Raw genomic sequence first — 17,338 nt, forward strand, 5'->3', positions numbered from 1 at the left:
GCAAGGCAACAAGCCGCAGACAGTACAATTAGTACGGCAAGGCGAAGTAACGCAGTATTATTTTGAAATCAAACGACTATACTACAAATGTTACTCATTTCAAGGTAAACTATCGCTATTTTTAATTGACGAGAAAATTTATGCGTTTATTAATTTTTATTTTGGCGGGTTTTGCCCTACTTTTTCAATACGATTTTTGGGTCGGCAAAAACGGTTATTTAGATTACAAAAACACCGAAAAAGAAATCACCCTTCGCCAACAAGAAAATGAAAAACTTTCCCAGCGTAATCAAGTGATTGCGGCAGAAATTAAAGATCTCAAAGAAGGGGTGGACGCCATTGAAGAGCGCGCCAGATTACAACACGAAATGGTAAAAAATAACGAAACTTTTTATCGCATTGTGAAAGAACATAAGTAAAGAGCATCAATAATGAAACATTCGCCTCGTAAAATTATTGCCGTTGTCCCAGCAGCGGGTATTGGTAGCCGTATGCAGGCGGATAAACCGAAACAATATTTAAAAATTCAGGGAAAAACTATTCTTGAGCATACCCTTGAAGTGCTAATTCACTACCCTGCCATTAGCCAAATTATTGTGGCGGTAACCTCCAGCGATCCTTATTTAGCGGAAATCGACTTACTCAATCATTCAAAAATTCAGCTTGTTGAAGGGGGAAAAACACGGGCGGAATCTGTGCTAAACGGCTTACAACAAATTAAAAACAACGCGAATACTTGGGTTATGGTACACGATGCAGCACGCCCTTGCCTGGCTCATCAAGATCTCGATAAATTATTACAAATCAACGACATCAATGGGGCAATTTTAGCCATTCCAGCGGTGGATACCATCAAACGTACAAATTCAAGCTTACAAATTCAACAAACAGAAGATCGCTCACAACTTTGGCTTGCTCAAACGCCCCAATTTTTCCCCGCTCAAACACTAAAACACGCTTTACAGCAAGCCTTAACCAACAATTTCACCATCACAGATGAAGCCTCTGCAATGGAGTTAATGGGCTTTCACCCTCATCTTGTGGAAGGCAGAAGCGATAATCTCAAAATCACCCGTCCTGAAGATTTAGCGTTGGCAGAGTTTTATTTAAGTCGGAGAACAGCGCTTGCTTAATCATAAGCAAAAAGAAAGGGCAACGTTTCCTTTGCCCTTCATTTCAAAAACTCAAATTATTTCAACCGCTCTTTTGCTTCAGCAATGGCTTCTGCCACGCGTAATGGGGACACCCCACCTTTGGCGCAGCGTTTGTCTAAGCAGGATTGTAGCGATAGGATCTCATATACATCATCGCTGATCACATCACTGAATTGGCGGAACTCTTCTAAGCTCAGATCTTCTAAGCCTTTGTGTACGCTGATGGCATATACTACTGTTTCGCCCACAATATGGTGAGAATCGCGGAATGGTACGCCTTTTGCCACTAAATAATCAGCTAACTCGGTGGCATTTGAGTAGCCTTTTAGTGCCGCTTCACGGGTGCGCTCAACGTTCACTTTAATATCATCTAACACGAAAGTCGCCATATCCAAACAGTCTTGCCAAGTATCCAAAGCATCAAAAATGCCTTCTTTGTCTTCTTGCATATCTTTGTTATAAGCCAGTGGCAAGCCTTTCACCGTCATCAACATTCCAGTTAGCGCGCCCATTACGCGACCTGCTTTACCACGAATGAGTTCGCAAGCATCAGGATTTTTCTTCTGTGGCATTAAGGAAGAACCGGAAGTAACGCGGTCAGAAAGCTCCACGAAATCCGCTTCACCGCTGTTGAAGATGATCATATCTTCCGCAAAACGTGAAAGATGAGCCATACTTAACGAAGCGGAGGAAAGCAATTCGATAATGTGATCGCGGTCGGAAACGCTGTCTAAGCTGTTACGGGTTGCCATTGCAAAGCCGAGATCTTGTGCTAATTGCTCACGATCGATCGCATACGCCGTGCCAGCTAAGGCACCGCTCCCCAAAGGACAAGTATTCATTCGATGATAAGCATCTGCCAAGCGAGAATAATCACGCTCAAGCATTTCCACATAAGCCATACACCAATGGGCGAACGTGATGGGCTGCGCACGTTGCAAATGGGTATAACCCGGCATTACGGCGTGTTGGTTGTTTTCTGCGGTTTCCACCAATTTGGTCTGCAAGGCACGAATGGAATATTGCAACTCGGTTACACGCTGTTTGCACCACATTTTGATGTCTAACGCCACTTGGTCATTACGGCTACGCCCTGTGTGCAATTTTTTACCCAGATTTCCCACTTTGTTGATGAGCTTACTTTCCACCCAGCTGTGAATGTCTTCAGCGTCATCTTGCAAAATACCTTGCAAATTTGACCGCACTTCAATCAGCAGTTCGTTTAAGGCTTGCTCTAATTGTTGCTGTTCTTGCGCGCTTAACACGCCAACGCTGACCAAGGCTTTTGACCAGCCGATTGAGCCTTCAATATCCTGTTCTGCAAGGCGATAGTCAAAGCGTAGTGAATCGTTGAAATCTTTAAAACGTTTATCTGCTGCTTGTGTGAAACGTCCACCCCAAAGTGCCATAGTTTATCCTTATCTTTTTGATTTTTATGATTAAAAAATGTAGAGGCGAACCCAAATGTTCGCCCATACCAAATTGCTTTATGTTTACGGTAAAATTCTGGTGCCGATTATCTCACCTGCAAAAAGTGCGGTCAATTTTTCTGGATATTTCCAGTTGGCAATATCCACACCTGTGTTAAGCATTTTTGCTGCATCTAAGGCGGCATTGACCTTCACGATCATTCCATCTGTAATCACACCTTGCTGAATAAGTTTTTGAATTTGTTCGCTATTAAGCTGTGGCAGGCGCTGTTTATTGGCATCTAAAACACCATCAACATCAGAAAGCATCACCAGATCGCCGCCAATTAATGCGGCAATTGCCGTTGCCGCTTGATCCGCATTCACGTTCATTAAACGCCCTTGATCGTCCACCGCAATGGAGCTAATAATGGGTAAAAAGGCTTCACTTAATAAAGTATGCAAAAGCGTTGGATTATTTGGCTTCACATTGGCAACGTGGCCAAGCTCTTCATCAAAGGCTTTTGCGCTGGTGAGTTTGCCATCTGCTAAACAAAGCCCCACGGGGTTGAGATTAAATTTTGCCGCTTGCGCCACCAAGGTTTTATTGGCAATGCCTGCCAGCACACCGACGATAATATCAATTTGATCCGCGGGCGTTACTCTTAAGCCGTTTTTCTTTTGTACAGGCAATGCAAGGCGCTGCATTAATTCGTCCACTACGCAACCGCCACCGTGTACGATAAGCAAAGGGCGGTCGAAATTTTGCTGATAATTTGCCAGTGCGGTAAACAGATTTTCCATTGCTTGCGGGGTATCTAATAGCACGCCGCCTAATTTAATTACTAAAGGTTTCATTCTTTTCTTCCACTAAATTAATCCTAAGGTTTCCGCAAAGCCATAACGAATATTGGCACATTGCACCGCTTGTGCTGCCGCGCCTTTAAGTAGATTATCTTCTGCGCCGACAATGATAATGTAGCCATTTTTCACTGCAAAACCGATATCGCAATAAGGGGTAAATTCCACCGCTTTAATGCTTGGCAAGCCTTGTTCATAGACACGCACAAGAGGGCGATGCGCATAATATTGCTGATAGGCTTCACGGATTTGCTGTTCGCCCACGTCATCTTTCAATTTGGCGGTAATGGTGGATAAAATTCCCCGTTTAAAATTACCTAAGTGCGGGGTAAAAATCACTTCTGTGCCTAAATGGGTGGCAATTTCAGGCTGATGACGATGGTTAAATACGCCATAAGCATTCAGGCTGACTTCGCAAAAACTATTCGTGAGCGAGGCTTTGCGTCCTGCACCGCTTACCCCACTGACTGCATTAATAATAGGTAACTGATTGAGATCTAATAAATTATTTTTAATTAACGGTTTTAAACTCAGTTGCGACACCGTTGGATAGCAACCAGCTACCGCTACTAAATCCGTTTGTGCAATGGCACTGTCATTCCATTCCGCTAAACCATAAACCGCTTTTTCTAATAATTCAGGATAGCGATGTTCAAAGCCATAATATTGTGGATAAAATTCCGCATTATTTACCCGAAATGCGCCAGATAAATCAAACACTTTACATTGATTTTGCAAGAAAATTGGCGCAAGATCGTGGCTAACTTCGTGTGCGGTGGCTAAAAAGACCAGGTCGTTTTGTTGTGCAAGTGCGGTTAAATTTTCGTCCAAAGGTTGCAACGGTAAATCAACAACCTGCTTCAGTTGCGGATAAATATCAGAAATAGCTTTATGCGCATCTTGGCTTTGCGCTGAAACATATAATCCATTGAGCTGAAATGCAGGGTGCAGGGTTAGAATACGAGCCAGTTCAGCCCCTGTATAACCACTTGCCCCAATAATAATGGCTTTTTGCATAGAACACCTTGTAGATAAAAAATATAACACTTGATTAATTATGCTATTATTGTGCATAATTAATCATAAATCAACCTTTAATTTAATACAGGATAAACTTAATGAAAAAATTGCCGCCTTTCCTTGAAATGTATTCTCAGCTTATCGCATTACCCACCATTAGTAGCGTAGAAGCAGAATTTGATCAATCGAATAAAGCCTTAATTGAATTGCTTGCCACTTGGCTTGGTGATCTAGGCTTTGCAACCAACATTATTCCTGTGGAAGGCAGCCGAAATAAATTCAATTTATTAGCCACTTATGGCGAAGGGGAAGGGGGATTATTGCTCGCAGGGCATACGGACACCGTGCCTTTCGATGAAGGGCGCTGGCATTTTGATCCTTTCAAACTCACCGAAAAAGACGGCAAATTTTACGGCTTAGGCACCGCGGATATGAAAGGGTTCTTTGCGTTTGTGCTAGAAACCTTGCGCCATATTGATCTAAGCAAATTAAGCAAACCCTTACGCATTCTTGCTACCGCCGATGAAGAAACCACACTTTTGGGCGCACGAACTTTCAGCCAGCACAGCCATATCCGTCCAGATTGTGCCATTATCGGCGAGCCAACTTCCTTAAAACCCGTACGCGCGCATAAAGGGCATATCGGGCAAGCGGTGCGAATTATGGGGAAAACAGGGCATTCCAGTGATCCTGACAAAGGCATCAATGCCATTGAATTAATACACGAAGCCACCGGTTATTTGATGGAAATGCGTAATGAGTTAAAGGAAAAATATCATCATTCCGCCTTTGCTATTCCTTATCCGACAATGAATTTTGGCGCAATCCACGGCGGCGATGCGGTAAACCGTATTTGTGCGTGCTGCGAACTGCATTTTGACATTCGCCCATTGCCACAAATGCGCTTAGAAGATCTCAATGAAATGCTACAAGAAAAGTTGCGCCCAATGTTTGAAAAATGGGGCGATCTTATTTCACTCAAAGCCTTACACGAACCCACTCCAGGTTATGAATGCGAACACTCCGCCCAAGTTGTCCAAGTGGTGGAAAAATTACTTGGCGAAAAGTGCGAAGCGGTGAACTACTGCACCGAAGCCCCTTTCATTCAACAACTTTGCCCAACATTGGTACTAGGTCCTGGTTCAATCGAACAAGCCCACCAACCTGATGAATATCTCTCCGCCGAATTTATCAAACCTACTCACGAACTGTTGAGTAAGTTGATTGGGCATTTTTGCTAACGCAGAGATTTGCTAAAAATAAAAAGTGCGGTGATTTTTCACCGTATTTTTTGCGTCATTGTGCTAAGATACGCCCCTTTTTCTTTTCCATTCTTTTTAAGGAAATTTTATGGATTTATTAATGAATATTCTTGGCTATTTTGGCACGGCATTAGTGGTACTTTCATTTATGACCAACTCACTATTAAAATTACGTTTGTTAAATGCCACAGGTGCTTTTTTTGTTACCATTTATGCGATCTACACAAATGCCTTGCCGGTAGTGCTGTTAGACGGTTTTATCGTTATCATCAATGTTATTCAACTGATTAGACATCGTAAAAACACGACAAACCTTCAATCTCACTAAGGACTTGAGAAAGAACGCTCATCATCCCCCTGAGCGTTCTAACAACACCAACACCTCATAATGCGCCGTATTAGGAAACATATCAAAAAGTTGGATTTTTTGTGCTTGGTAGTTGGCTAGTTCTTGTAAATCTTTGCCCATTGAAACCGCATTGCAGCTGGAATATAAAATAAAGTGCGGTTGTAATTTATTGAGAAATTGAGCCAACTCTTTGCCGATGCCACGGCGTGGCGGATTGATGATCAGCAAATCTGGTCTTTCATTTTGTGCTAAGGCGAAATTTGCTGCATCTAAGGATTGAAACTTCACCTCTGCTAAGCCCAATTTTTCTGCTGACAAGCTAGCACTAGCAATGGCAGAAGGGGAAATCTCAATGCCAGTTAATTGCACGTTTACGCCTTTTTGTTGCAAGATCGCCGCACAATGCAAGCCAAAGCCCCCAACGCCGCAAAACAGATCCCAGATTTTGCTAATGGGAAGATCTTTAATCCATTGCTGTGCCCTGCCGTATAAGCCTTCTGCCACCTTTGGATTGGTTTGGAAAAAGCCTTGCGGACGAATAAATAACGGAATTTGGTTAAAACTTTCAGCGAGCTGTTTTTGTTCCGTGAGAAAAATTTCTTCTTCCCCCTCTAAAATTGCCGCGTGTTTCGGTTGGATATTTAGGCTCACCACTTTTATTTGTGGCAAGTTCGCCAATAATTGTGGGAGTTCTCGTTGAATAAGCGCCAGTTTGGCGGTAGATCGCAACACAAAACGCAACATTAATGTGCCGTTACTTTGGCTTTCGGTGAGCAAAATATATTTCAGTTCACCTTTGCGTTTTGCGATATTATAAGGCACTAAGCCCGCGCGCCCGATAAAGGTTTTTAATTGGGCAAAAATCTCAGCGAAATGTGCAGGGTAGAGCAAACAATCGGATAAATCCGCCGCACTTTGTGGATCATTGGGATCGGTCAAAATGCCTAAAATCGGACGTTCCACCGAACCGCTCACCACCATTTTCGCTTTATTACGAAAACCTTGTTGCGCAGAAGTATAAGGTGGCAACCATTCAAGCTGTGATTGATCAAGCCCATTAAGTTGTTGAACTAAATGGGATTTTTTCTCATCAAGCTGTTTTGCATAAGGCATTTCAAGCCATTGGCAAGAATGGCATTCTCCAGCTATAAAATGTGGACAAATTGGCATTGCTGACATTTAGGCGCTCGCTAACCAAGTTTGTTGAAGTGCGGTCAATTTTTGCTGATTTTCTTGCCAACGTGATGATTTTTCTAAGGTTTTCCAATCTAACTGGCTACGTTTAAACAAACCTTGCAAACGTTGTTGGCGCAAAGCATATTGCTCAGCTGTTTCTTGCGGTTGGAAATGATCCAATACTTGGATCACACCTTCACGTTCGTTACATAGTAATAGTAAATCGCACCCTGCATTGAGCGATTGCTGACAACGCGCCACAAAATCCCCCATAAAGCCTGCGCCTTTCATTCCTAAATCATCAGAGAAAATCGCCCCTTTAAAGCCAAGCTGTTGGCGGAGTACTTGTTGTAGCCAGTAAGCTGAGCCGCTAGCAGGTTGCGGATCGCATTGGGTATAAATTACGTGCGCAGGCATTACGGCATCAAGATAATTTTCCGCAATCAGTTGTTGAAATGGCACAATATCCTGCTTAAAAATCTCTGCTTTTGGGCGTTCATCATAAGACGTTTCAAGGTGAGAATCTGCCAGAACGTGGCCGTGTCCGGGGAAGTGCTTGCCTGTGCTAGCCATTCCTGCTTGCTTCATTCCAATAATAAATTGACGTGCGAGATCGAGGGTTTGTGCGGCTTCATCGTGAAAACTACGATCACCAATAGCACGGCATTGATGGCCTAAATCCAGCACGGGGGCAAAACTCAAGTCAATATCTAGCGCGATCATTTCTGCCGCCATTTGCCAGCCCGCTTGCAATGCCATTGCTTGTTGCTGTTGCGGATCAGCGATTAGGCTAGCGAAACTTTGCATTGCGGGCAGTTGAGTAAAGCCTGCACGAAAACGTTGTACGCGCCCGCCTTCTTGATCGACGGTAATCAATAAGGGTTTCTTTACTTTCTGCCGTAAGGTGGCGACAAGATATTGAATTTGCTCACGATCATAAAAGTTGCGGGTAAATAAAATTACGCCAGCGACTAAGGGATGCGCAAGCAATTCTAATTCTTCTTGGCTAACTTCTTGTCCAGTAAGATCGATAAGTAACGCTGACATTGAAATCCTTATTGCAATTTATTCAAACGAAGATATAAACGGTAATTGACGCTTTGTTCTGTTGGTGGAACAGGCGTTAAGTTGGTTTGTTGGCTTGGTTGCAGCAGCAAACTAGAGGGCGCCTTTAAATTCGGCTCTTCCCCTTGGGTTACGCCATTTTTGTTATACCAAAAGAAATAATAAGCCACATCAAGCTGCTGCTGACTTTTGTTTTTCAACCAAACATTGTTGCTGCGTAATTTTGTTTCAATCAACGGCGCAAGATTGGCTTCTACATTTAAAATAGGCTCATTTTCGCTCACAATATTTTGCGAAGGAGTGGAACTACAAGCCGCAAGCAATAGGCTTAATCCGCACAGAAAAAACAGTTTTTTCATTATTTTGCCAACATTTTTCCTAAAGGTTCACCACCAAGCAAGTGCATATGTAAATGATACACTTCTTGTCCACCGTGTTTGTTGCAATTAACGATAAGGCGATAGCCATCTTGCGCAATGCCTTCTTGCTCAGCCAGCTTAGCCGCCACAGTAAATAAACGCCCTAACGCCACTTCATCTTGTTCAGTAACTTCATTCACAGTTGGGATCAGTTTATTCGGAATAATCAAAATATGGGTTGCCGCTTGCGGTGAAATATCACGAAATGCGGTGACTAATTCATCTTGATAAACGATATTTGCTGGGATTTCTTTACGAATAATTTTGCTGAAAATGGTTTCTTCTGCCATAGGAAGTCCTTATATTTTAAAGGGATATTTAGAGGTAAATACAATCTTTATCGCTCACTTTTTATTCGCTCATTAATTGCTATTTTGCGATAAATTAAGTGCGGTTATTTTTATCAGAAAAGTCCCCAAATAGCAATTTGCAATCCATTTGTTAAATTTATGTTAATGCAAAACTTATTTTTTATTTCAATATGTTACATAAATGTAAACAAATTTGATTTTGAACAAATTTTATAAAAAATAAAATTTTTTTTAGTTTTAAGTTGTAGGTTTATACCTTAGAATAGGCACAGTTAATTTTTGTAGGGTGTGTGATGAAAAAAGAAAACTCAGTCAGCTTTATGGCAACGCCAACAGAAATGGCTCAATTTGCCGAAGATGTCGGTACATATAAAGCAACGAAAAATCAATTCTATTCTTTTCTTTCCGCAATTTCAGCAGGGGCATTTATTGCGCTTGCTTTCGTCTTTTATACCACCACGCAAACAGGGCTAGCGAATGTGTCTTGGGGATTGGCTAAACTGGTTGGCGGTTTAGTGTTCTCTGTGGGCGTGATTATGGTAGTTGTCTGTGGATCTGAATTATTCACTTCATCAACAATGACATTGGTGGCGCGCGCAGGGCAACGAATCAATACCATTCAAATGTTACGCAACTGGGTTGCTGTTTATGCAGGTAATTTCGTGGGCGCAATCATCATTGCAGGCTTAATTTGGTTCGCTGGGCAAACAATGGCGGCCAATGGACAATGGGGCTTGACGATTTTGAAAACAGCCCAACATAAGATTCATCATAGCTGGTTTGAAGCCTTTAGCTTAGGCATTTTATGTAACATTATGGTGTGCATTGCGGTGTGGATGAGCTATGCAGGAAAAACCTTAACAGACAAAGCCTTTATTATGATTTTACCGATCGGCTTGTTTGTTTCTTCGGGCTTTGAGCATAGTGTGGCGAATATGTTTATGATTCCCCTTGGGATCATTGCAGCCCATTGCAGTTCAGCCGAGTTTTGGCAATCACTTGGGCTAAATGCTGCACAATTTGCTGATTTAGATGTTTATCATTTTGTCGTAAAAAATCTTATTCCTGTTACGCTTGGTAATATCGTTGGTGGCGGGGTATGTATTGCATTAATGCAGTGGTTTACTAACAGACCACATTCACATTAGTTTGGCGTAAGAGCGGTTGTTTTTTTGCCGTTTTTACATAGTTAAAATTTTATTTACGTTAAAGGAAAATAGTAATGACTCAACTAACAGAAGCGCAAAAAAAAGCGTGGGAAGGTTTTACTCCAGGTGACTGGCAAACCGAAGTAAACGTACGCGATTTTATTCAAAAAAACTACACCCCTTATGAAGGTGATGAATCATTCCTTGCTGGCGCAACAGAAGCGACCACAAAATTATGGAATGATGTAATGGAAAAAATTAAGGTTGAGAACAAAACTCACGAACCTTATGACATTGATACAGATACGCCATCAACCATTACTTCTCACAAACCGGGTTACATTGAAAAAGACTTGGAAAAAATCGTCGGCTTACAAACTGATGCACCATTAAAACGTGCCATTATGCCTTACGGTGGGATCAAAATGGTGAAAGGTTCGTGCCAAGTTTATCGCCGCGAATTAAAACCTGAAATTGAACATATCTTTACAGAATATCGTAAAACCCATAACCAAGGGGTATTTGATGTTTACACCCCAGATATTTTACGTTGCCGTAAATCAGGCGTAATCACTGGTTTACCAGATGCTTATGGTCGTGGTCGTATCATCGGGGACTATCGCCGTTTAGCGCTTTATGGCGCGGATTTCTTAATGAAAGATAAATTCAACCAATTTAATTCATTACAAGAAAAATTAGAGCGTGGTGAAGATATTCAAGCAACAATTCAATTACGCGAAGAAATTGCTGAACAACACCGTGCATTGGGTAAAATTAAAGAAATGGCAGCCTCTTACGGCTTCGATGTTTCTAACCCAGCAACTAACGCTCAAGAAGCGGTACAATGGACTTATTTCGCTTATCTTGCAGCGGTAAAATCACAAAATGGTGCGGCGATGTCTTTCGGTCGTGTTTCTACTTTCTTAGATATTTACATTGAACGCGATCTTAAAGCGGGCAAAATCACTGAACAAGAAGCACAAGAATTAATCGACCACCTTGTAATGAAATTGCGTATGGTGCGTTTCTTGCGTACTCCAGAATACGATCAATTATTCTCTGGCGACCCAATGTGGGCAACAGAAACATTGGCTGGTATGGGCTTAGACGGTCGTACATTAGTAACCAAAAACAGCTTCCGTATCTTACACACCCTTTACACAATGGGGCCTTCACCAGAGCCAAACTTAACCATTCTTTGGTCTGAACAGTTACCAGAAGCGTTCAAACGTTATTGTGCGAAAGTGTCTATTGATACTTCATCTGTACAGTATGAAAACGATGACTTAATGCGTCCAGACTTCAACAGTGATGACTATGCGATCGCTTGTTGTGTAAGCCCGATGGTTGTGGGTAAACAAATGCAATTCTTCGGTGCGCGTGCGAACCTTGCAAAAACCTTGTTATACGCAATCAATGGTGGTATTGATGAAAAATCAGGTATGCAAGTAGGACCTAAAACTGCCCCAATTACAGATGAAGTGTTAGACTTCGATACAGTAATGGAACGTATGGACAGCTTTATGGATTGGCTTGCTACCCAATACGTTACTGCATTGAACATCATTCACTTTATGCACGATAAATATGCCTATGAAGCGGCATTAATGGCATTCCACGATCGTGATGTATTCCGCACAATGGCTTGCGGTATTGCAGGGCTTTCTGTGGCAGCAGACTCATTAGCTGCGATCAAATACGCTAAAGTAAAACCAATTCGTGGCGACATTAAAGATAAAGACGGCAACGTAGTGGCATCTAATGTAGCTATTGACTTTGAAATCGAAGGTGAATATCCACAATTCGGTAACAACGACAGCCGTGTTGATGATTTAGCGGTAGATTTAGTTGAACGCTTTATGAAGAAAATTCAAACGCACAACACTTATCGCAACGCAACCCCAACACAATCTGTACTTACTATTACATCTAACGTGGTTTATGGTAAGAAAACAGGTAACACCCCAGATGGTCGCCGTGCTGGTGCGCCATTCGGGCCGGGTGCAAACCCAATGCACGGACGTGATCAAAAAGGTGCGGTAGCTTCATTAACTTCTGTAGCGAAATTACCATTTGCTTATGCAAAAGACGGTATTTCTTACACCTTCTCAATCGTACCAAACGCATTAGGTAAAGATTACGAAGCACAAAAACGTAACCTTGCAGGCTTAATGGACGGTTACTTCCACCACGAAGCGACTGTTGAAGGCGGACAACACTTAAACGTGAACGTAATGAACCGTGAAATGTTGTTAGATGCAATGGAAAACCCAGAAAAATACCCACAATTAACCATTCGTGTTTCTGGTTACGCCGTGCGTTTCAACTCTTTAACTAAAGAGCAACAACAAGATGTAATTACGCGTACGTTTACACAAGCGTTGTAAGCTTTTCGCCAATGCGAATTTAAGTTGTGAATAAAAAAAGGGAACATAGAGAAAATCTATTGTTCCCTTAAATTTATCTGCCATAATAAAGAGCGGTAAGATCTTTACCCTATTTTTACATAATCCTTTTTTAAACGGGAGATTCTATGAAAACCACATTTAAACTATCAATCTTAGCGGTTTCTTCACTTCTAGCATTAACTGCTTGTACGTCAAACCAGCAAGCTGCTGAACAGCAATTACAAGAGCAAGCCGTGCTAGGCTTAAACTGGGTACAACAATCTGGTGAATATCAAGCCTTAGCCTATCAAGCCTTTAATATGGCAAAAATTGCCTTTGACCAAGCGAAAGCGGCTAAAGGTAAAAAGAAAGCGGTTGTGGTGGATCTTGATGAAACAATGATGGACAACAGTGCTTATGCGGGGTGGCAAGTGCAAACAGGGAGCAGTTTTAATGGCGATGACTGGACGCGTTGGGTGAATGCACGCCAGACCGCTGCTGTACCAGGGGCGGTTGAATTTAACAACTATGTGAACAGCCACAATGGTAAAGTTTTCTATGTTTCTAATCGTAAAGATGCCACAGAAAAAGCAGCAACCCTTGATGATCTGAAAACCCTTGGCTTTATCGGCGCAAGTGAAGACGTGCTTTATTTGAAAAAAAACAAATCAAATAAATCCCCTCGCTTTGCTGAAATTGAAAAACTGGGCTACGACATCGTCCTTTATGTTGGTGATAACCTTAACGATTTTGGCGATGCCACCTATAAAAAATCTAACGCAGAACGCCGTGCTTTCGTTCAACAAAATAGTAAGCAATTTGGTAAAAAATTCATTATGTTACCAAATCCAAACTATGGCGATTGGGAAGGTGGTTTAGCTAAAGATTATTACAAAGGTGATGATCAAAGCCGTGTCAAAATTCGCCACGATGCTATCAAAGCGTGGAGCGGAAAATAAGTTTTTTCGCCAAGATTACGCTATAATACACACAATCTGCCTTGCTGTTAGGCAGATTGATTTCCATTTAATGCTTTTTTGAAAGCCTTAAATAGAAATTAACGATTTTACATTCTCTCTAACAAAGGAACATTATGTCTGTTTTAGCTCGCTACCATTCTTATGAATCTTGCGGCACGGTTGATGGCCCGGGAATCCGTTTTATCCTGTTTTTGCAAGGCTGCTTAATGCGTTGCAAATACTGCCATAACCGCGATACTTGGGATCTACACGGCGGAAAAGAAATTTCCGTAGAAGATCTAATGAAAGAAGTGGTTACTTATCGCCATTTTATGAATGCTTCTGGCGGTGGCGTTACTGCCTCTGGTGGTGAAGCCGTGTTACAAGCAGAGTTTGTGCGCGATTGGTTTCGTGCTTGTAAAAAGGAAGGTATTCACACTTGCTTAGACACCAACGGATTTGTTCGTCATTATGATCATATTATTGATGAACTGCTTGATGTTACCGATTTAGTGCTACTTGATCTAAAAGAGCTCAATGATCGCGTACACCAAAATTTGATTGGTGTGCCCAATAAACGCACCTTAGAATTTGCTCGATATTTACAAAAACGCAACCAGCCTGTATGGATACGCTATGTGGTTGTGCCGGGCTGGACAGACAGCGATGAAGACGTGCATTTGCTTGGGCAGTTCATTCAAGATATGCACAATATTGAAAAAGTTGAGTTACTCCCCTACCACCGCCTTGGCGCGCATAAATGGGAAGCAATGGGAGAAAAATATGAGCTGGAAGATGTTAAACCACCAACAAAAGAGTCCCTTGAGCATATCAAGCAAATCCTTGAAAGCTATGGGCATAAGGTGAGTTATTAATGGGGAAGATTATCCTTCCCCCACCTCTCGTTTTCCTTGCTTGTGCGGGCGGAATGTATCTTCTTCCTGCTTTTGGTATGTTTCATCTTTCACGACTAGTTATTTTGCCGATAGTGTTACTCGCAAGCCTTATTGCGATTTGTAGCCTTTGGCAATTTCATCAAGCTAAAACCACGATCAATCCGCTGTCGGTAGAAAAAACTTCGCAGCTTATCACAACAGGCATTTATGCGTTTAACCGCAATCCAATGTATCTTAGTTTATGGTTGATTTTACTCAGCTGGTTTTTATGGCTGGGCAATGGGCTGGCAATTTTTGGGCTGATTTTCTTTGTTCTCATTATGAACCAGTTTCAAATTAAGCAAGAAGAACAAGTTCTACTACGGCTTTTCGGCAAAGCCTATCAACAATATTGTCAGCAAGTTACACGCTGGATATAACTCGCCGCACAGAAAGTGCGGTCATTTTTTAGCATTTTTTCTACGCAAAAACTGTTTCACTTTTTCTTTCGGCAAGCGGTAGAAAATTAAGGCAATAAAAATTAAGCCGCAGCCTAGTGCCTTATGGGGTGTGAGCGGCTCGTAGAAAATTATCATACTCAAAAACAGCGTCCATACCGGCTCAAGCAGCATAATTAATGCGGCATTACCGACACTGGAATATTTCTGCCCGAGCGTTTGCAGTAAAAAGCGGAAATTGGTGGCGATCAACACACTGGCCGCCAACCAGCCCCAAGTTACATTAGGAATATTCGCAGGCCAAGTTTCTACAAACATTGAATACAAACCACATAAAATTCCAACCATAGCAAGCTGAATGGTGGTGAGTGGCAACACGGGAATGTGCCGTGCATAATGATGATTAAGCACAAAATAGCTAGCGGCCAATAATGAAGTGAGCAAATACAGGCTGTTATCGGAAGAAAGATCAAAGCCATTGTTGCCTAAGGCAAGAAAGTACAAGCCTAAAACCGCAATGGGTAAACAGAGCCAAAAGCTCGATTGTGGCTTTTGTTTAAATACGATCCAAGCCAGCAACGGTGCGATCAACATTGACAAACTGGTGAGAAACGCGCCTTCACCAAAATTGGTATTATTGGTGATAGCTAAAATCCAAACACCAAGAAAAACCGCAAAAACACCACCAATTAGCACCGCACTTATCACTTGCTGGCGGCTTAAACGGCGTAAGTGAATGTAAGCAAAGGGCAGAAAAACCAGCGCGGCAAGAAAAAAACGCAAACCGATGAATCCTACCGAGGGCAAAGCATCAATGGCATATTTGGAAAAGAACCAGCCAATAGCAGCCGAAATAGTAACAAATAAAAGGATAATTTCCCCACGATAACGTTCTAACATTGTTTTTCCTTATAAATAGCACGCCATAACCACGGCGTTTTCTCGTCCACCGTCTAACGTTGGATAATAATTTTTGCGAATATCTACTTCATTAAAGCCGCATTGTAGATAAAGTTTTTGTGCAATTTCATTGGATTGACGCACTTCTAACCATAATGTCAAAATGCCCTGCCCACGCAATTCATCAATTAATGAATGCAATAATTGCTTTCCTAAGCCTTGTCCTTGATAACCTGGATCAATGGCAAGGTTGAACAGAGTCGCCTCATCAAGCACTTTTTGGCAAATAGCAAAGCCGATAATACGTTGCTCTTTTTCCAATTTTAAATTGAAATAACGCTCGCCCTGATTATTTTTTAATGTACCTAATGACCAAGGCACAAGATGCGCTTGCTGTTCGATCTCAAATAATCGATCAAAATCTTGAGATAGAATAGGGGAAATTTTTACCATTATGGGTTAATTCCTTGAATTTGTTGCCATAATTTACGTTTTTCTTGTGGGCTTGCCATAAAGGTTTGCCAGTCTGGTGAATGCCATTGGCTCAACGCTTTTTGGCAATAAGGTAAAGTGCGGTGGATTTTTTCAGAATTTTCACTTAATAGCCAATAATGCACTTCGTGGCTGACGTGCAAATGGGGGATAAAATCAAAATGGATCGCTAAATATTCATTTTGCTTTAGATCTAAGCTGCGCAAAATATCTTGTAATAATGAGGTTGGGGGATTTTCGGTTTCGCTAATGATCACCAACCGCACCTGCTCATCAATAGGAATATTTACCACGCCTTGCAAACTTTCAGGGCGCACCAGTTGCCATTGGGAAAGCCCCATTTCTTGTAATAGAAGTTGATGCCGTTTCATAGTGTAATCATAGCTTAAGGAAATTGCTGTATTGTAAACATTTAGCAAAGGTTCATCAAATAAAGCAAAATATTTCAGCATAAAAATGCGGTGAAAAACCACCGTACTTAACATTAATGCTTCATAGTAAGAATTTATATAATCAGTTCAAACAAACCCTTAAGCTATTTTTAAATAGGTTAATGCTTGTTTACATTCTCGACAAAAATATACCGCACTTTGCTTTTGCACTTTGTTATGGCGGCGTACGCTAAGATCGTGAGTGCGGCAACCGCAGCGGTAAGTAAAGGTTTTCCCCTGCACACTTTTAACATCTAAATTATGGTAAATTTCTGCAGGTTGCTGGAAGATGTTTTCCATCAACGCTTTCCATTCTTTACCGTGCGGCGCTACTCGCCCAAATACTTGATAAACAATTAAATGGGCTAATTCGTGCGGAACAATTTGTTGCAAAAAATAGTCAGAATTTTCCAATAATAAAGTGCGGTTAAAACGGATTTCATTTTTCTGTAAATATGCCACACCCGCTTTCACCCCACGCAATTGGTAACTCACTATTGGCATTGGAAAAGTGCGTTGAAAATGTTGCTCCGCCAGTTGCAAATAATGGCGTAATTGGCGAAGAATTTGTATATTAAGTAAACGTAATGAAGAATGAGTGTCTGGCATAAATAAAAAATATCACTAAGTTTTTTACAATATGGGGGTAAAAAAGCTAAGAT

General features: G+C 41.6%; 20 protein-coding genes. 9 read left to right on the top strand and 11 right to left on the bottom strand.

The annotated features are described in order from the left end of the window. The first annotated feature begins 140 nt into the window (after positions 1-140). Positions 141-419, top strand: coding sequence for a cell division protein FtsB (gene ftsB, locus ACLS0A_RS04095; RefSeq protein ID WP_416082512.1), 279 nt, complete (start codon positions 141-143; stop codon positions 417-419). 12 nt (positions 420-431) lie between these two features. Then, positions 432-1,133 carry a 2-C-methyl-D-erythritol 4-phosphate cytidylyltransferase gene (gene ispD, locus ACLS0A_RS04100; protein ID WP_416082513.1) on the top strand — a complete coding sequence of 234 codons (702 nt, stop codon included), beginning with the start codon at positions 432-434 and terminating at the stop codon, positions 1,131-1,133. 56 nt (positions 1,134-1,189) lie between these two features. On the opposite strand, the gene argH is transcribed toward ispD, so the two are convergent. The 3 genes from argH to argC form a co-directional block, all read right to left on the bottom strand. Beyond that, positions 1,190-2,563, bottom strand: coding sequence for an argininosuccinate lyase (argH, locus tag ACLS0A_RS04105; RefSeq protein ID WP_416082514.1), 1,374 nt, complete (start codon positions 2,561-2,563; stop codon positions 1,190-1,192). An 84-nt stretch (positions 2,564-2,647) separates the two neighbouring features. Then, on the bottom strand, positions 2,648-3,421 hold the full coding sequence (gene argB, locus ACLS0A_RS04110; RefSeq protein ID WP_416082515.1) for an acetylglutamate kinase: 774 nt from the start codon (positions 3,419-3,421) through the stop codon (positions 2,648-2,650). Between the two features lie 12 nt (positions 3,422-3,433). Further along, entirely contained in the window at positions 3,434-4,441 is a 1,008-nt protein-coding gene (gene argC, locus ACLS0A_RS04115; protein ID WP_416082516.1) for an N-acetyl-gamma-glutamyl-phosphate reductase, read from the bottom strand. A 101-nt stretch (positions 4,442-4,542) separates the two neighbouring features. Here argC and argE point away from each other — a divergent pair, with 101 nt between their 5' ends. Together argE and ACLS0A_RS04125 are read left to right on the top strand one after the other, a co-directional pair. Then, complete coding sequence (argE, locus tag ACLS0A_RS04120; RefSeq protein ID WP_416082517.1) at positions 4,543-5,685, top strand: acetylornithine deacetylase; 1,143 nt, start codon at positions 4,543-4,545, stop codon at positions 5,683-5,685. A 109-nt stretch (positions 5,686-5,794) separates the two neighbouring features. Beyond that, positions 5,795-6,034: a YgjV family protein gene (locus ACLS0A_RS04125; RefSeq protein ID WP_416080513.1), complete on the top strand. Its 240-nt coding sequence runs from the start codon at positions 5,795-5,797 to the stop codon at positions 6,032-6,034. A 21-nt stretch (positions 6,035-6,055) separates the two neighbouring features. Here ACLS0A_RS04125 and rlmC read toward each other — a convergent pair whose 3' ends face one another. The 4 genes from rlmC to hinT are packed head-to-tail and all read right to left on the bottom strand — an operon-like array spanning position 6,056 to position 9,005. Further along, positions 6,056-7,225: a 23S rRNA (uracil(747)-C(5))-methyltransferase RlmC gene (gene rlmC / locus ACLS0A_RS04130; protein ID WP_416082560.1), complete on the bottom strand. Its 1,170-nt coding sequence runs from the start codon at positions 7,223-7,225 to the stop codon at positions 6,056-6,058. 9 nt (positions 7,226-7,234) lie between these two features. Continuing rightward, entirely contained in the window at positions 7,235-8,278 is a 1,044-nt protein-coding gene (gene nagZ, locus ACLS0A_RS04135; RefSeq protein ID WP_416082518.1) for a beta-N-acetylhexosaminidase, read from the bottom strand. Between the two features lie 8 nt (positions 8,279-8,286). Continuing rightward, entirely contained in the window at positions 8,287-8,655 is a 369-nt protein-coding gene (locus ACLS0A_RS04140; RefSeq protein ID WP_416082519.1) for a YcfL family protein, read from the bottom strand. Beyond that, a complete protein-coding gene (gene hinT / locus ACLS0A_RS04145; RefSeq protein ID WP_103854702.1) occupies positions 8,655-9,005 on the bottom strand; it encodes a purine nucleoside phosphoramidase in 351 nt (116 codons plus the stop codon). The genes ACLS0A_RS04140 and hinT overlap by 1 nt, the downstream gene beginning before the upstream one ends. A gap of 314 nt (positions 9,006-9,319) precedes the next feature. Here hinT and focA point away from each other — a divergent pair, with 314 nt between their 5' ends. The 5 genes from focA to ACLS0A_RS04170 all read left to right on the top strand — a co-directional run bounded on the left by focA (position 9,320) and on the right by ACLS0A_RS04170 (position 14,835). Beyond that, positions 9,320-10,174, top strand: coding sequence for a formate transporter FocA (gene focA, locus ACLS0A_RS04150; RefSeq protein WP_416082520.1), 855 nt, complete (start codon positions 9,320-9,322; stop codon positions 10,172-10,174). A 74-nt stretch (positions 10,175-10,248) separates the two neighbouring features. Beyond that, positions 10,249-12,561, top strand: coding sequence for a formate C-acetyltransferase (gene pflB, locus ACLS0A_RS04155; RefSeq protein ID WP_410678042.1), 2,313 nt, complete (start codon positions 10,249-10,251; stop codon positions 12,559-12,561). Positions 12,562-12,707: 146 nt separating this feature from the next. Further along, on the top strand, positions 12,708-13,520 hold the full coding sequence (locus ACLS0A_RS04160) for a 5'-nucleotidase, lipoprotein e(P4) family (protein WP_416082521.1): 813 nt from the start codon (positions 12,708-12,710) through the stop codon (positions 13,518-13,520). Positions 13,521-13,654: 134 nt separating this feature from the next. Beyond that, positions 13,655-14,395, top strand: a complete 741-nt coding sequence (gene pflA / locus ACLS0A_RS04165) for a pyruvate formate lyase 1-activating protein (protein WP_103853371.1) — start codon at positions 13,655-13,657, stop codon at positions 14,393-14,395. Then, positions 14,395-14,835: a methyltransferase family protein gene (locus tag ACLS0A_RS04170; protein WP_416082522.1), complete on the top strand. Its 441-nt coding sequence runs from the start codon at positions 14,395-14,397 to the stop codon at positions 14,833-14,835. Before pflA ends, ACLS0A_RS04170 begins: the two co-directional genes overlap by 1 nt. Positions 14,836-14,856: 21 nt before the next feature. Here ACLS0A_RS04170 and ACLS0A_RS04175 read toward each other — a convergent pair whose 3' ends face one another. The 4 genes from ACLS0A_RS04175 to ACLS0A_RS04190 are packed head-to-tail and all read right to left on the bottom strand — an operon-like array spanning position 14,857 to position 17,285. Further along, positions 14,857-15,753: a DMT family transporter gene (locus tag ACLS0A_RS04175; RefSeq protein ID WP_416082523.1), complete on the bottom strand. Its 897-nt coding sequence runs from the start codon at positions 15,751-15,753 to the stop codon at positions 14,857-14,859. A gap of 9 nt (positions 15,754-15,762) precedes the next feature. Then, positions 15,763-16,206 (bottom strand): ribosomal protein S18-alanine N-acetyltransferase, encoded by a 444-nt coding sequence (gene rimI, locus ACLS0A_RS04180; protein WP_416082524.1) that lies wholly within the window; start codon positions 16,204-16,206, stop codon positions 15,763-15,765. After that, positions 16,206-16,730, bottom strand: a complete 525-nt coding sequence (locus ACLS0A_RS04185; protein ID WP_416082525.1) for a DNA polymerase III subunit psi — start codon at positions 16,728-16,730, stop codon at positions 16,206-16,208. Before ACLS0A_RS04185 ends, rimI begins: the two co-directional genes overlap by 1 nt. A 45-nt stretch (positions 16,731-16,775) precedes the next feature. Further along, positions 16,776-17,285 carry a SprT family zinc-dependent metalloprotease gene (locus ACLS0A_RS04190; RefSeq protein WP_416082526.1) on the bottom strand — a complete coding sequence of 170 codons (510 nt, stop codon included), beginning with the start codon at positions 17,283-17,285 and terminating at the stop codon, positions 16,776-16,778. Between the last annotated feature and the right edge of the window lie 53 nt (positions 17,286-17,338).

It is taken from the genome of Avibacterium volantium (assembly GCF_049366555.1).
GTDB lineage: Bacteria > Pseudomonadota > Gammaproteobacteria > Enterobacterales > Pasteurellaceae > Avibacterium > Avibacterium volantium_A.

Coding starts and splice junctions, on each gene's coding strand:
- ftsB (WP_416082512.1), top strand. CDS start 141: ATGCGTTTATTAATTTTTATTTTGGCGGGTTTTGCCCTACTTTTTCAA.
- ispD (WP_416082513.1), top strand. CDS start 432: ATGAAACATTCGCCTCGTAAAATTATTGCCGTTGTCCCAGCAGCGGGT.
- argH (WP_416082514.1), bottom strand. CDS start 2,563: ATGGCACTTTGGGGTGGACGTTTCACACAAGCAGCAGATAAACGTTTT.
- argB (WP_416082515.1), bottom strand. CDS start 3,421: ATGAAACCTTTAGTAATTAAATTAGGCGGCGTGCTATTAGATACCCCG.
- argC (WP_416082516.1), bottom strand. CDS start 4,441: ATGCAAAAAGCCATTATTATTGGGGCAAGTGGTTATACAGGGGCTGAA.
- argE (WP_416082517.1), top strand. CDS start 4,543: ATGAAAAAATTGCCGCCTTTCCTTGAAATGTATTCTCAGCTTATCGCA.
- ACLS0A_RS04125 (WP_416080513.1), top strand. CDS start 5,795: ATGGATTTATTAATGAATATTCTTGGCTATTTTGGCACGGCATTAGTG.
- rlmC (WP_416082560.1), bottom strand. CDS start 7,225: ATGCCAATTTGTCCACATTTTATAGCTGGAGAATGCCATTCTTGCCAA.
- nagZ (WP_416082518.1), bottom strand. CDS start 8,278: ATGTCAGCGTTACTTATCGATCTTACTGGACAAGAAGTTAGCCAAGAA.
- ACLS0A_RS04140 (WP_416082519.1), bottom strand. CDS start 8,655: ATGAAAAAACTGTTTTTTCTGTGCGGATTAAGCCTATTGCTTGCGGCT.
- hinT (WP_103854702.1), bottom strand. CDS start 9,005: ATGGCAGAAGAAACCATTTTCAGCAAAATTATTCGTAAAGAAATCCCA.
- focA (WP_416082520.1), top strand. CDS start 9,320: ATGAAAAAAGAAAACTCAGTCAGCTTTATGGCAACGCCAACAGAAATG.
- pflB (WP_410678042.1), top strand. CDS start 10,249: ATGACTCAACTAACAGAAGCGCAAAAAAAAGCGTGGGAAGGTTTTACT.
- ACLS0A_RS04160 (WP_416082521.1), top strand. CDS start 12,708: ATGAAAACCACATTTAAACTATCAATCTTAGCGGTTTCTTCACTTCTA.
- pflA (WP_103853371.1), top strand. CDS start 13,655: ATGTCTGTTTTAGCTCGCTACCATTCTTATGAATCTTGCGGCACGGTT.
- ACLS0A_RS04170 (WP_416082522.1), top strand. CDS start 14,395: ATGGGGAAGATTATCCTTCCCCCACCTCTCGTTTTCCTTGCTTGTGCG.
- ACLS0A_RS04175 (WP_416082523.1), bottom strand. CDS start 15,753: ATGTTAGAACGTTATCGTGGGGAAATTATCCTTTTATTTGTTACTATT.
- rimI (WP_416082524.1), bottom strand. CDS start 16,206: ATGGTAAAAATTTCCCCTATTCTATCTCAAGATTTTGATCGATTATTT.
- ACLS0A_RS04185 (WP_416082525.1), bottom strand. CDS start 16,730: ATGTTAAGTACGGTGGTTTTTCACCGCATTTTTATGCTGAAATATTTT.
- ACLS0A_RS04190 (WP_416082526.1), bottom strand. CDS start 17,285: ATGCCAGACACTCATTCTTCATTACGTTTACTTAATATACAAATTCTT.